The following is a 13,441-nucleotide window of genomic DNA, read 5'->3' on the forward strand; positions in this document are numbered from 1 at the left end:
CGGGGCCCGCCAAGGGTTACCAAGCTCAGTCAAACTCCGAATGCCATGGACTTATTATCCGGGAGTCAGACAATGGGTGCTAAGGTCCGTTGTCAAGAGGGAAACAGCCCAGACCATCAGCTAAGGCCCCTAAGTGTACGTTAAGTGGGAAAGGATGTGGAGTTGCCCAGACAACCAGGATGTTGGCTTAGAAGCAGCCATCATTTAAAGAGTGCGTAATAGCTCACTGGTCGAGTGACTCTGCGCCGAAAATGTAACGGGGCTAAACGTACCGCCGAAGCTATGGATTGATGCTTGCATCAGTGGTAGGGGAGCGTTGTGTACCGGGTTGAAGGCAGACCGGAAGGACTGCTGGACTGTACACAAGTGAGAATGCCGGTATGAGTAACGAAAAGACATGTGAGAATCATGTCCGCCGAAAGCCTAAGGGTTCCTGGGGAAGGCTCGTCCGCCCAGGGTAAGTCGGGACCTAAGGCGAGGCCGAAAGGCGTAGTCGAAGGACAACAGGTTGAAATTCCTGTACCACCGTAGCCGTTATGAGCAATGGGGGGACGCAGAAGGATAGGGACGCGAGCTGATGGATGCTCGTCCAAGCAGTGAGGCTGGTCAGTAGGCAAATCCGCTGACCGTAAGGCTGGGCTGTGACGGGGAGGGAAAATTACAGTACCGAAGGTCTTGATTTCATGCTGCCAAGAAAAGCCTCTAGCCAGGTAAAGGTGCCCGTACCGCAAACCGACACAGGTAGGCAAGAAGAGAATTCTAAGGCGCGCGGAAGAACTCTCGTTAAGGAACTCGGCAAAATGACCCCGTAACTTTGGGAGAAGGGGTGCCCCGGTAGGGTTTATAGCCCGAGGGGGCCGCAGTGAATAGGCCCGAGCGACTGTTTAGCAAAAACACAGGTCTGTGCGAAGCCGTAAGGCGAAGTATACGGGCTGACGCCTGCCCGGTGCTGGAAGGTTAAGGGGAGTGGTTAGCCGCAAGGCGAAGCTATGAACCGAAGCCCCAGTAAACGGCGGCCGTAACTATAACGGTCCTAAGGTAGCGAAATTCCTTGTCAGGTAAATTCTGACCCGCACGAATGGCGTAACGACTTGGGCGCTGTCTCAACGAGAGATCCGGTGAAATTTTAATACCTGTGAAGATGCAGGTTACCCGCGACAAGACGGAAAGACCCCATGGAGCTTTACTGCAGCTTGATATTGGACTTTGGTACGGTCTGTACAGGATAGGTGGGAGCCTGGGAAGCCGGAGCGCCAGCTTCGGTGGAGGCGCCGTTGGGATACCACCCTGATCGTATCGGAGTTCTAACCTGGGACCGTGGAACCGGTTCGGGGACAGTGTCAGGCGGGCAGTTTGACTGGGGCGGTCGCCTCCTAAAGAGTAACGGAGGCGCCCCAAGGTTCCCTCAGAATGGTTGGAAATCATTCGAAGAGTGCAAAGGCAGAAGGGAGCTTGACTGCGAGACCTACAAGTCGAGCAGGGACGAAAGTCGGGCTTAGTGATCCGGTGGTACCGCATGGAAGGGCCATCGCTCAACGGATAAAAGCTACCCTGGGGATAACAGGCTTATCTCCCCCAAGAGTCCACATCGACGGGGAGGTTTGGCACCTCGATGTCGGCTCATCGCATCCTGGGGCTGAAGTAGGTCCCAAGGGTTGGGCTGTTCGCCCATTAAAGCGGTACGCGAGCTGGGTTCAGAACGTCGTGAGACAGTTCGGTCCCTATCTGTCGCGGGCGTAGGAAATTTGAGAGGAGCTGTCCTTAGTACGAGAGGACCGGGATGGACGTACCGCTGGTGTACCAGTTGTCTCGCCAGAGGCATAGCTGGGTAGCCAAGTACGGAAGGGATAAGCGCTGAAAGCATCTAAGCGTGAAGCCCCCCTCAAGATGAGATTTCCCACATTGGTAAGACCCCTTGAAGACGACGAGGTAGATAGGTTGGAGGTGGAAGTGCAGCAATGCATGGAGCTGACCAATACTAATCGGTCGAGGGCTTATCCTAACGAAGATGATTTGATGATTTTACTTTCGCATTCAGTTTTTAAGGTACAACACCTTATCTGTTTGGTGGCGATAGCGGAGGGGTTCCACGCGTACCCATCCCGAACACGACCGTTAAGCCCTCCAGCGCCGATGGTACTTGGACCGCAGGGTCCTGGGAGAGTAGGACGCTGCCAAGCAGACAAAGACCACTGACTTCTGTCGGTGGTTTTTTTCTATATCTGCGGAGGAATACAGGGAATGCGGCGAACCGGACGGACGGCGAACCAGACTGACATGACATCGCATCCTGAGGCGTTATCGTATCCTAGAGGTATCGTTGCCATTCTGATGCGTTATTGGAGAGGCGTTATCTTTTCCTGGAGCATCATCAGAGAGCATCATCGCATTCTGGAGGCGGCATTGCCTCCTGGGGCTGCGCGTGTGGAGGGAATTGCTGCGTTTTTACAGGAATTTCAGCCCTAAAAGCCAACATGCAGAGAAATTCCTGCAAATCCGGCTAGGCCCCTCATATCTGGGGTCATGCCCACCAAAAAATATGCGTTCTTAGAATTGCTTCCTATTTCGCGTGATTACATGGCCCGATGATATTTTGATCGGTCTTCCAGCGTCATGACCCACTTCGAGAATTGCGATGGTGACATGCTCTTTAGGCTACCATGCATTCTGCGGTTGTTGTAGAAATCCATATAACGATCAAGTGCTTCATAGGCCTCTTCAAATGTCATAAATTCCGTCAGGCTGAACAGATCACGTTCGAGTATGCTATGAAATGACTCAATGTACGCGTTCATATTCGGGCTACGCGGCGGGATCCGTTCATGGACGATCTCCAGACTCTCGCACGTATCACCAAACAGCTTGCTGACAAACTGAGGCCCGTTGTCGGTGCGGATGGTAGGTAAGTCATCGCCGGGATTCAGACGTTCTTGCAGCGCACGGCATAGTGTCTGCACGACGTGCTTGGCCTCACAGACGGAACCCCGGTATTGTCCGACGACGACGCGGTCAAATACGTCGATGATACTGAGCACGAAAAAGAATCGCTGACGCCCAACCACGTACCCATATTTAATGTCAATTTGCCATAGCTGATTCACCCCGGTTACCGTTCGGTTTCTCGGTACTCTGCGAGGATGTTTGCTTGTTTTCTTTCGTTGTTTCTGAAGAATTCCTAACTCCTTGCAAATGCGGTACGCCTTTTTCTTGTTTAGGATCAAGCCACGTTGTCTGCGGAGGCACAGCGCCAAATTCTTGTACCCATACACGTGCTCTTCTCCTTCCAGGAGTTCGAGCATCCATTCTTTAATCTGTTCATCTGCAACTTTCCGGCCCGTGTTCGTAGAGGAAAATCCAGGTACAGGACGCCCTTTTAGGCCGCATGAAGCACGTTCTTCGGTGTTGGATGCCTCTCGTTTCTTCCGGCCATAGTACGTCGATTCGTGAACTTTTAGGATACGCAGAACCTTAGCTGTTGCATGCCCCCGCTTAATAAACGATTCTGCTACTTCAAGTCTTTCAGATAAGCGGGGTTCTTCTTTTTTACGAGTTCTCGCAGGATTTCGATCTCAAGTTCTTTTTCACCCAGGAGCTTTTTTGCCTGTTCGAACTTGGCCTCCACCTCTTGAAGTCGACGGAGTTCTTGCAGATGCTCGTCTGCTGCAGGTATCTCCTCTTGACTAATTTCGTCACGGTGGTCTCTAACCCAAACACGTATAGTCTCCGGATGTACACCGTACATTCGGGCGAGAGTTCCCACCTTAATGCCGGCCAGTGCTTCCTTTACGATTTCCAAGCGTATTTCTTTGCTAAAGTGCTTTCCCATACTTATTACCCCCTCTGATAACAGCTTATAATATTGGGGCCAAGAGCTCCAGTTTAATTAGGGGGCCTAGGAGAATCTACATCATTTTACTCTCTTTTGCACCCAAGCCAAGCGAAACGGGGGAAATTGCTGCAGTTTTGCAGGATTCCTTTTTTGGTGAAGCCGTGCATGTCGAATTGCTGTACTTTTACAGGATTTTCTTTGTTGAAGCCGTGCATGTCGAATTGCTGTAACTTTTACAGGATTTTCTTTGGTGATGTCGTACATCTCGAATTGCTGCAGCACTTTCGCAGGATTTCAATACGTGGTAGTGCATAAGGGGGTAATGAGCGCGTATCCCAATACTGCAGTTTTGCAGAATTTTTTTGGACAAACCTCCCTGCAAAGCAAATTCCCTGCAACCAAGCATACGAAAAACATGAACTCAAGCCTCATCACAAAGAAAAAAACAAAATGCATGCCTCATCAAGGCGGTGACGCAGCCGTTTTTTTCACCGATACCCAGCGCAAAGAAAAAACACCCTCAATGGGTGTTTTCGTATATTATGCTTTATAGACGGACATCTCTCCGGCAGGCAGCTTGATGAGCCCATCCTTGCTTGCCGATTGGGCAACGAAGGTGGCGTATACGCGCGGCGCTATCATCCACAAATGCCAGAAGAACAGCTGCAGGGTCAGCTCGAGCGGCAGCCAAGGCATGATTATCACCAGGATAAGCAAAGAGATGAGCGTTGTATGCCATAGTATTTTTCTCCAGTACCGGATACTGATGAATTGTTGTTCCTGCGGCAGGAAGCCGATCCAGGGGAGATTGAATCTCCATATCCACCGCTTTTTGAAGGTATACCGATCCATCACGAAGATAGAACGCGCGATTACATAATGAATCCAGACGATAACGACCCACGAAGCGCCGATATAGGCGACTCCCCATAGACCGCTCATTCCTATTGATGCCGCCAGCGCGGCCGCGCCGAACAGCAGGTACATGTACATAAAGACCCGATGGAACCGAATCCGCTTTAGGAGCTGATAATTGTAAAAGGTGCGCTCACTACTGCTCAAGGAAGCTCCTCCTTTTGGTTGCGTCACGAATTGAGGAATACGATATATATCGGAATTTGATCTATGAAAATGTAGAAGGGAGCGGAGATTGGGGCAGAAGTGAAGTCGCAAAAGAGGTACAGACCGTACATACACCAAATGCGACCATTCCTCATACGTATATATAAATATGTGAAATGAACTATGAAACTGGTATAGCTTTATAGAGTTCAGGGCATACTAACGATAAAATTATAGAAGGTGGGATGGCCATGGAACATCAGGAGACCCACTGCATTATTTGCGGTGAAGCAACAGAGGACGGCATCGTGGTTGTCAATCAATTCATTTGTACCTCCTGCGAACAGGAAATGGTGAAGACCGACGTGGAGGACCGGAAATATCCTTTTTTTATTCATCGGTTAAAACGGTTGTGGGTGCACATGAATGTATAAGGTAAGCCAGACAAAGGAGCCTGAACCTTTTTGGGCTCTTTTTTGTCGTTTCCCCGCAGGAATGATGAAGCGCTGCCCGATTTACGATACAATGAAGGAATAAGAACAAGGAATGAGTGTTCAATAAGGCCAGTCAGTACCGAGAAGGTTTCAGGAACCTAAAGTGATCAAAAGCGGACTTTTTGAACAACCTCTAGAAGGGGCAGACTTCATGGTGTATCACGGAGAAGAATCCTTTTCACGTCATATTCATCAGCATGCGCCGTTGGTTGGCGCGATGCTTGACTATATGGAGCGCCGTTCGGCCTCCTTCCATGTTCCGGGTCATAAGGATGGCGAGCTGTACCGCCGGATGGCGGAAGAATGGCCGCACCCGGGCAACGAGCTGTTGCGCAGCATGGCCTCGCTCCTAGCCATGGACACGACCGAGGTCGAGGGAACGGACGATCTGCATCACCCGACCGGCCCGATCGCGGAAGCCCAGCGTCTGGCGGCACGCTGCTTCGGTGCCGAAGAGACACATTTTCTGATAGGCGGAAGCACGGTGGGCAATATGGCGCTTCTCTTGAGCAGCTGCACCCGTCCAGGCGATCTCATCATCGTGCAGCGGAATGTCCATAAATCGATTCTGCATGGCCTGATGCTGGCGGGCGCGAGGGCGGTATTCTTAACGCCGCAGACTGACCGGGCGACCGGACTGGCGGCTGTGCCGGATGTGGAGACGGTAAGCGAAGCGCTGAACCGCTATCCGCAGGCCAAGGCTGTCATGATTACGAACCCTAATTATTATGGAATGGGTGCCGATATAAGTGAGATGGCCCGCCTTGCCCATGATCACGGCATTCCTTTGCTCGTGGACGAGGCGCATGGGGCGCATTTCGGATTTCATCCGGACGTCCCCCCCTCCTCCCTCTCGATGGGAGCGGATGGGGTCGTCCAATCAACGCATAAGATGCTGGGCGGGATGACGATGAGCGCCATGCTGCATGTGCAGGGGCCTCGTCTCGATCGGGACAGGCTGAAGCAGGTGTTAACGATGGTGCAGAGCTCCAGCCCTTCGTATCCATTGATGGCCTCGCTCGATTTGAGCCGCTACTGGCTGGACCGGCATGGAGCAGCCGCCTTGGAGCCCGGGCTGGAGGCCGCGCGCTGGCTGCGCGCACGAATCCAGGCGATGCCGGCGTTCGAGCTGGTGCCGGGACCGGACGGCTTGACGGCTTATCATTATCAAGATCCATTCAAAATCGTCCTTCGGGATCGATGTGACCGGCTCAGCGGCTACGAGCTGCTGGACAAGCTGTCCGCCCATGGCTGTGTGGCCGAGATGGCCGATCCCCAGTTCGTGGTGGCGGCGCTCAGCTTGAGCACGTCGATGGCCGATGCGGAACGGCTGGCCCAAGCTCTCGAAGCGGTGGCGGTGACCATTGGCGATGCGCCTACATATAATACGATGCGGGCGAATGACATGGTTGAGAATGCTGCCGGGGCCAGCTGCTCCGAGCCAGTGCCGTTCTCGCTGTACGATGTGCCTCAGGCGAGGACGGTGCGGGTACCGGCAAGCGCCGCGGTCGGTGCAATTGCGGCCGAGACCGTAACCCCCTATCCGCCAGGGATACCGCTGCTCTACCGCGGCGAACGCGTGACCGAGGCGGTTGTCCGGCAGCTTGAACGGCTGGCTGAAGCTGGGGCGAAATGTCACGGAGCCGGGGATCCGACGCTCCGGACCATACAAATAGTTGCGAACGAGATTAACGGCACGGAAGAGGAGACGCAGTATGAATAGAAGCAATTGGCCAGGCTGGTTCATTACGATGGAAGGAGGGGAAGGAGCCGGGAAGACGACGGCGATGCGCAAGCTGGCGCAGCGGCTGGAGGATCGCGGGCTTGACATGGTCATGACGCGGGAACCGGGCGGCATCGCCATCTCCGAACAGATTCGCAGCCTGATTCTCGATCCTGCGCATGTCAGCATGGACCCGCGAACGGAAGCGCTGCTCTATGCGGCGGCCCGCCGTCAGCATCTGGTGGAGCGGGTGGAGCCTGCGCTCCAACGGGGAGCCATCGTGCTGTGCGACCGGTTCGTCGATAGCAGTCTTGCTTACCAAGGCTATGCACGGGGTATTGGTATGGAAGAGGTGTGGGATATCAACCGCTTCGCCGTGCATCGCACGATGCCGGATATTACGCTCTGGTTCGATATTGAGCCGGAAGAAGGACTGGAACGCATCCGAGCGAACCGCTCCCGCGAAGTGAACCGGCTGGACACGGAGCAGCTGGCATTTCATCAGGCGGTGCGGCAGGGCTATGAACGGCTCGCCCGGCAATTCCCCGACCGAATCGTCCGTGTGGACGCCTCGCAGTCGGAAACGGTGATTCAGGAGCAAATAATCGACATTTTATCCGAGCGAACGCAGGATTTCGGGCCCCGCATGTGTAAATAAATAACCATATTCTCATTCTAGGGTAAAATGTGTTCAACCAATCACAAGGAGGATGATAGGCATGAAGATGATTGTGGCCATTGTTCAGGACAAAGACAGCAACCGGTTGTCCAGCGCGTTAGTGAAAGCGAATTTCCGTGCCACCAAGCTGGCCAGTACGGGAGGATTTCTGCGGGCAGGCAATACGACCTTTATGATCGGTGTCAATGATGATCAAGTCAGCACGGTTCTGAACGTCATCCGTAACAATTGCAAGGTGCGTGACCAATTGGTGACGCCGGTTACCCCGCTGAGCGGAACGACGGATTCCTATATGCCGCTTCCGGTGGAAGTGCAAGTTGGCGGTGCAACAGTTTTCGTAATGCCTGTTGATCGGTTCGAACAATTTTAGAGAGGCAGTTATAAAAAGTCCGCTTTGAACACTCAATTTAGAGCATGATAGAATGCAGGTGGATAACAAGTGAAGATTAATCCAGGGTTCCGGCCCCTTGGCCAAGACGTGCGCATAGGGGATACGGTAGCGAAGCCCATTCAGCAGAAATCATTTGCGGATATAATGCAGCAGCAGGACGGCCAAGCGAGCAGAGATGAATTGCAGCAGCGCCTGCAGGATATTTATCGTCAAGGAGAACGACTGGCGAAGTCGATGACCGTCAGGGAACTCCGGCAATACCGGACTCTGGTGAAGCGGTTCCTGGAAGATACGGTCCGCCGGGGCATCACGCTGCGCGACTCGCGCGGATGGGATCGCCGGGGACGCAATAAGCGCTACAAGCTGGTCGAGGAGATCGATGCGGCGTTGATTGCTCTGGCGGAGGAACTGCTGGAGACGGAACAAGGCAAAATCGAATTGCTGCAAAAGGTCGGAGAGATTCGCGGCATGCTGATCAATTTGAGCTTTTGACAGCCGTTCAGGAATGGAAGGACTTACAAGCGATGTCGTTTCAACAAATTATCGGACAGGAACGGGCGAAGACCCTATTGCAGAACGGTCTGCGTTCGGGTAAAGTCTCGCATGCATATTTGTTCAGCGGGCCGAAGGGAACGGGGCGGCTGCAGACGGCAATCACCTTCACGAAGGCGCTGTTCTGCGAGAATGCAACGGATGACGCCTGCGGCGAATGCTTGTCATGCCGCAAGATCGAGCATGGCAATCACCCGGATGTGCATGTGATTTCACCCGAAGGACAGAGCATCAAAATCGATCAGGTGCGTGAACTGCAGCGGGAGTTTTCGTACCGGACGCATGCGGAAGGCCGCAAAGTGTATATTATGGAGCAGGCGGAGACGATGACCGTGCAGGCGGCCAACAGCCTGCTCAAATTTTTGGAAGAACCGATGAGCCCGATCGTCGCGATCTTGATTACGGACAATGGACAAGCGATGCTGCCCACGATTCAATCGCGCTCGCAATGGGTGCCTTTTACCCCGGCGGATCCCCAGATCATCTACAATGCATTGGTTGAGGAGGGCTGCTCTGCCTTGCTGGCCCGGGCGGCGGTTCATCTCGTCAACGGAATAGGGGAAGGCAGGGAACTGTGCCAGCAGAATTGGTTTGCAGAACTGAGAAACGTAATGTTACAATTAGGAAAGGAGTGTGGGACACGGTTGTCATCCGCACTTCTTATGGCACAACAGAAGGTGTTCAAGACCGAGCTTGGAGAACATACGGACATGTTGTTCCGTCTGTTCCACCTCTGGTTTCGTGATATGCTGAATTATCAATTCAACCGACAGGAGAACCTCGTCTTTTGCGATCAGCTGGATGCAATAGGCAGAATAGCCTGGTCGAAATCGGCGCAGGGATGGATCCGATGCATGGCCGCGGCAGCAGAAGCGCAGAAGCGGGTACGCGCCAATGTCAGTCCGCAGCTTGCATTTGAACAGTTTCTGGTTGGAGTGCAAGGAGGTACATGATTGTATAACGTGGTCGGCGTCCGCTTCAAGAGAGCGGGCAAAATATATTACTTCGATCCGGTGGAATGGCCGGTTCAGCGGGATGAGCACGTTATCGTCGAGACGGCGCGGGGAATCGAATACGGCAAAGTCGTCATCGGCCCGAAGACGGTCGGCGAGAATGATGTCGTACTTCCCTTGAAGAAGGTAATCCGCATTGCCAATGAGGCCGACGCTACGCTGGTGGATTCGAACCGGCAGGCGGCGAAGGATGCCTTCACGACTTGCATGGACAAGATACGGGCTCATCAGTTGAAGATGAAGCTGGTTGATGTCGAATATACATTTGATCGGAACAAAATTATTTTCTATTTCACGGCCGAAGGACGAGTAGATTTCCGAGAGCTGGTCAAAGACCTGGCAAGCGTATTCCGGACCCGGATCGAGCTGCGGCAGATTGGGGTACGGGATGAAGCGAAGATGCTCGGCGGCATCGGCCCGTGCGGCCGGGTCCTATGTTGTTCGTCCTGGCTCGGCGATTTCGAGCCGGTCTCGATCAAGATGGCCAAAGATCAGAATTTATCGTTGAATCCTACCAAAATTTCCGGCCTGTGCGGCCGGCTCATGTGCTGCTTGAAATACGAGCATGATAATTATGAGAGCGTCAAGGAAGAGCTTCCGGCGGTAGGGAAATGGGTAGTCACGTCGATCGGCGAGGGCAAGGTCGTCGGCCTGAATGCCGGTGAACGGAAGGTTCACGTTCAATTGGCGGATATCAGCAAAGTGAAGGAGTTTCCTTTTGACGACGTCGTATTGAAATAATGAAGCGTACTTTTCACGCTCTGGGGTGGGAACTTGGAGAAGAAAGACATTTTTGCGCAAATTCATGATATGGAAACGCATATGGGAGACCTTCATCAAGAGCTGGGTGCGCTGAAATACGTCGTCAAGGAGCTGCTGGAAGAGAATCAACGCCTTCGCATGGAGAACCAGCGGCTGCGCCAATTGCTCCATCAGGAGCATCAGGATCAGCAGCCGGAATCCCCTGTCGCAGCAGAAGGAGCATCGGCACCCGCAGCGGATGCCCTGAACCCCGAAGGGGAAGAGCAGGAGAGTGTGGTAGGCGAAGGATACGACAACTTAGCGCGGCTGTATCATGAAGGCTTTCATATTTGCAACGTCTATTATGGGCATTTACGAACGGAAGGCGACTGCTTGTTCTGTCTGTCCTTCCTAAATAAATAACGAGGGCCGTAGGTGATGGGGAATCGGATTCCTGCCTACGGCTTTTCTTCATATCCAGGCTGCATCGGACAGGCTATATAATGACATGAGACAGGAAGGAGTTACCGATATAGAATGAAGGAACACGGTAAGGAGAGCGGCATCCTGCAGCCTTCGGAACGGCTTGATGACCTGCTGACCCACGAGCTTCGCATCATTCAGAGCCCGGAGGTGTTCAGCTTCTCGATGGATGCCGTTCTGCTGGCGCGCTTCGCCACGGTGCCTGCCAAGGGCCGCATTATGGATCTGTGCACCGGCAACGGGGTCATTCCGCTGCTGCTGTCGACGCGGACAAGAGCCGCGATCGAAGGGCTGGAGATCCAGCCGCGCTTGGCGGACATGGCTCGCCGCAGCGTTGCCCTGAACGGGCTGGAGGAGCGCATCCGGATTCACGAAGGGGATCTGAAGCAGTTCGAACCGGATGCGGACCGGCCGTTCTATGAGCTGATTACGGTGAATCCGCCGTATATGCCGCTGCAGGCCGGAGAGCCGAAGCTGAGCGAGCATCAGGCGCTTGCCCGCCATGAGCTGGCATGCACGCTGGAGGATGTAATTGCGCAGGCTGCTCGCTGGCTGCGAACGGGCGGCAAGCTGGCGATGGTGCATCGCGCCTCCCGGTTGGGCGATATCATCGCCTTGATGCGGGCATACCGGGTCGAGCCGAAGCGCATCCGCCTCGTGCATCCGCGCATCGGAATGGAAGCGAATATGGTGCTGATCGAAGCGGTGCGGGACGGCAAGCCGGACGTGCGTATTCTCCCGCCGTTAATCGTTTATAATGAAGGAAATACGTATTGCCAGGAACTAATGGATATTTATTACGGCGAGTCGCCGCAGTTGAAGGATGGGTCACATGGAGATCAATGAGCAATTCAGCTATGAGGAGAAGGATGGAGGCGGCCGGCTGTATCTCGTCGGCACCCCGATTGGCAATCTGGAGGATATGACATACCGGGCCGTGCGGATGCTCCGGGAAGCGGATATCATTGCGGCGGAGGATACGCGCGAGACGCGCAAGCTGCTCAGCCACTTCGAGATTCAAGGCAAGACGTTATACAGTTATCATGAGCATAATAAGCAGGCCAGCGGTCCAGAACTGATTCGGTTGATGCAGGAAGGAAAGCGTATCGCCCTCGTGAGCGACGCCGGGCTTCCGGCCATATCCGACCCGGGCGCCGATCTGGCGGCGATGGCGATCGAAGCGGAGCTGCCGGTCATCCCGATCCCCGGACCGAATGCGGCGTTGTCCGCGCTTATCGCTTCCGGGCTGCCGACGGAGCGATTCACCTTCGTCGGGTTCTTGCCCCGGGAGAAGAAGCGGGCTGCTGACATTTTGGCTTCCTTGGCGGCGGAAGCGGGTACATTGCTTTTTTATGAATCGCCGCATCGGGTGGAGAAGACGCTGGAACGGATGGCCGAAGTCTTCGGTTCCGGGCGGCGTGTCGCGCTGGCGCGCGAGCTGACGAAGCGGTACGAGCATTTTGTGCGCGGGACGATTGCGGATTGTCTGGCCTTTCTTCAGGAGAAGCCTCCGCTTGGAGAGTACTGCATCGTCGTGGAAGGCGGCGGAAGCAGTGGAGGGACCGGGGCGGACATCGTCTGGTGGAGCGAGCTGACCGAGCAGGAGCATGTGGCGCATTATGAGGAGCAGGGGATAGCCCGCAAAGAGGCGATGAAGCAGGCGGCCAAGGATAGAGGCGTCTCGAAGCGGGACATCTATGAAGCGCTGCTCCAGGAGAAGCGGGAAGAAGACGGCAAATGATGATTCCGGCTCATTCCTATGGGCCGGCCGGAGGGTCCGGAAGTAGGGGCCATAAGGCATAGTTCCCTGTGGCTGCCTGTTCACAAAGGCCTGGTGAGTACCCTCTACAAGGCAAAAAAAGACCTTCATGGTCGGGTTCTAAACCATGAAGGCACCAAGGAAGATATGAAAAAGGTTAGAATTAACAAGTTGATTAGTGCTATTATAACCTATTTTTTTTATTTTGTCACAGGTTGAGGGATTTCTGATATACATTCGTGGCAAACAATTTTTCCTTTGAAGTATGTAACGTTCTCTGCATTGCCGCAGAAGATGCAGGCAGGCTCGTATTTTTTGAGCATGATGCGCTCTCCATCCACGTAAATCTCCAGCGCATCTTTTTCACCAATGCCCAAGGTGCGGCGAAGCTCGATTGGAATAACGACACGACCCAGTTCATCAACTTTGCGAACGATACCAGTGGACTTCATCATATTCAACGCTCTCCTCTTAATTACATAATGTGTCATGATTCGACAATTTTCTGATTGACTGTTTATTATCGTACCAACCATTCCCATATTAGTCAACCTATAAAATGGATATTTTTTATGCTAATTTATGGTTTTTATTTATTTTTTATCTGATTTTTAACTGATTTTAACGTATCTATTCCCGTTTTTACGCTTTGATGGTATTATATGTTATCTGTTTTCCGTCAGGCGCTACGAATCCGCCGTATTTCGACAACTCC

General features: G+C 53.4%; 15 protein-coding genes and 2 rRNA genes (1 of these 17 running past the window's edge). 13 read left to right on the forward strand and 4 right to left on the reverse strand.

All coding sequences use genetic code 11. The annotated features are described in order from the left end of the window. Both NNL35_RS02660 and rrf read left to right on the forward strand, forming a co-directional pair. Positions 1-2,002: ribosomal RNA gene (locus NNL35_RS02660) — 23S ribosomal RNA — on the forward strand (it extends 926 nt beyond the left edge of the window). A gap of 61 nt (positions 2,003-2,063) precedes the next feature. Then, positions 2,064-2,180, forward strand: a 5S ribosomal RNA gene (rrf, locus tag NNL35_RS02665). A gap of 393 nt (positions 2,181-2,573) precedes the next feature. Here rrf and NNL35_RS02670 read toward each other — a convergent pair. Then, the gene (locus NNL35_RS02670) at positions 2,574-3,494 is read right to left on the reverse strand and encodes an IS3 family transposase (RefSeq protein WP_276540147.1); all 921 of its coding nucleotides are present in this window, start codon (positions 3,492-3,494) and stop codon (positions 2,574-2,576) included. An 11-nt stretch (positions 3,495-3,505) separates the two neighbouring features. Beyond that, positions 3,506-3,826: a transposase gene (locus NNL35_RS02675; RefSeq protein WP_254552909.1), complete on the reverse strand. Its 321-nt coding sequence runs from the start codon at positions 3,824-3,826 to the stop codon at positions 3,506-3,508. Between the two features lie 325 nt (positions 3,827-4,151). Between NNL35_RS02675 and NNL35_RS02680 the strand changes: the two genes are divergently transcribed. Next, complete coding sequence (locus tag NNL35_RS02680; protein WP_254552912.1) at positions 4,152-4,382, forward strand: hypothetical protein; 231 nt, start codon at positions 4,152-4,154, stop codon at positions 4,380-4,382. Here the strand turns inward: NNL35_RS02680 and NNL35_RS02685 are convergent. After that, the gene (locus NNL35_RS02685) at positions 4,370-4,891 is read right to left on the reverse strand and encodes a hypothetical protein (RefSeq protein ID WP_006678186.1); all 522 of its coding nucleotides are present in this window, start codon (positions 4,889-4,891) and stop codon (positions 4,370-4,372) included. The two genes, NNL35_RS02680 and NNL35_RS02685, sit on opposite strands and share 13 nt — an antisense overlap. 251 nt (positions 4,892-5,142) lie before the next feature. Between NNL35_RS02685 and NNL35_RS02690 the strand changes: the two genes are divergently transcribed. From NNL35_RS02690 to rsmI, 10 genes are all read left to right on the forward strand, one after another. Further along, the gene (locus NNL35_RS02690; RefSeq protein ID WP_006678187.1) at positions 5,143-5,325 is read left to right on the forward strand and encodes a sigma factor G inhibitor Gin; all 183 of its coding nucleotides are present in this window, start codon (positions 5,143-5,145) and stop codon (positions 5,323-5,325) included. A 211-nt stretch (positions 5,326-5,536) separates the two neighbouring features. Beyond that, positions 5,537-7,108: an aminotransferase class I/II-fold pyridoxal phosphate-dependent enzyme gene (locus tag NNL35_RS02695; RefSeq protein ID WP_006678188.1), complete on the forward strand. Its 1,572-nt coding sequence runs from the start codon at positions 5,537-5,539 to the stop codon at positions 7,106-7,108. Next, a complete protein-coding gene (gene tmk / locus NNL35_RS02700; protein ID WP_006678189.1) occupies positions 7,101-7,766 on the forward strand; it encodes a dTMP kinase in 666 nt (221 codons plus the stop codon). Before NNL35_RS02695 ends, tmk begins: the two co-directional genes overlap by 8 nt. Before the next feature lie 61 nt (positions 7,767-7,827). After that, positions 7,828-8,157: a cyclic-di-AMP receptor gene (locus NNL35_RS02705; protein WP_006678190.1), complete on the forward strand. Its 330-nt coding sequence runs from the start codon at positions 7,828-7,830 to the stop codon at positions 8,155-8,157. Between the two features lie 69 nt (positions 8,158-8,226). Further along, positions 8,227-8,670, forward strand: coding sequence for a YaaR family protein (locus NNL35_RS02710; protein WP_006678191.1), 444 nt, complete (start codon positions 8,227-8,229; stop codon positions 8,668-8,670). A gap of 32 nt (positions 8,671-8,702) precedes the next feature. Then, the gene (gene holB / locus NNL35_RS02715; protein WP_006678192.1) at positions 8,703-9,683 is read left to right on the forward strand and encodes a DNA polymerase III subunit delta'; all 981 of its coding nucleotides are present in this window, start codon (positions 8,703-8,705) and stop codon (positions 9,681-9,683) included. Beyond that, positions 9,684-10,484 (forward strand): PSP1 domain-containing protein, encoded by an 801-nt coding sequence (locus NNL35_RS02720; protein WP_006678193.1) that lies wholly within the window; start codon positions 9,684-9,686, stop codon positions 10,482-10,484. A gap of 33 nt (positions 10,485-10,517) precedes the next feature. Continuing rightward, on the forward strand, positions 10,518-10,907 hold the full coding sequence (gene yabA / locus NNL35_RS02725) for a DNA replication initiation control protein YabA (RefSeq protein WP_254552913.1): 390 nt from the start codon (positions 10,518-10,520) through the stop codon (positions 10,905-10,907). 114 nt (positions 10,908-11,021) lie between these two features. Further along, entirely contained in the window at positions 11,022-11,813 is a 792-nt protein-coding gene (locus NNL35_RS02730) for a tRNA1(Val) (adenine(37)-N6)-methyltransferase (RefSeq protein ID WP_006678195.1), read from the forward strand. After that, a complete protein-coding gene (rsmI, locus tag NNL35_RS02735) occupies positions 11,800-12,708 on the forward strand; it encodes a 16S rRNA (cytidine(1402)-2'-O)-methyltransferase (protein ID WP_006678196.1) in 909 nt (302 codons plus the stop codon). The genes NNL35_RS02730 and rsmI overlap by 14 nt, the downstream gene beginning before the upstream one ends. 218 nt (positions 12,709-12,926) lie before the next feature. Here the strand turns inward: rsmI and NNL35_RS02740 are convergent, their stop codons facing one another. Beyond that, positions 12,927-13,181, reverse strand: a complete 255-nt coding sequence (locus NNL35_RS02740; RefSeq protein ID WP_005545514.1) for an AbrB/MazE/SpoVT family DNA-binding domain-containing protein — start codon at positions 13,179-13,181, stop codon at positions 12,927-12,929. Positions 13,182-13,441: the final 260 nt, after the last annotated feature.

This window comes from Paenibacillus dendritiformis (genome assembly GCF_945605565.1).
GTDB lineage: Bacteria > Bacillota > Bacilli > Paenibacillales > Paenibacillaceae > Paenibacillus_B > Paenibacillus_B dendritiformis_A.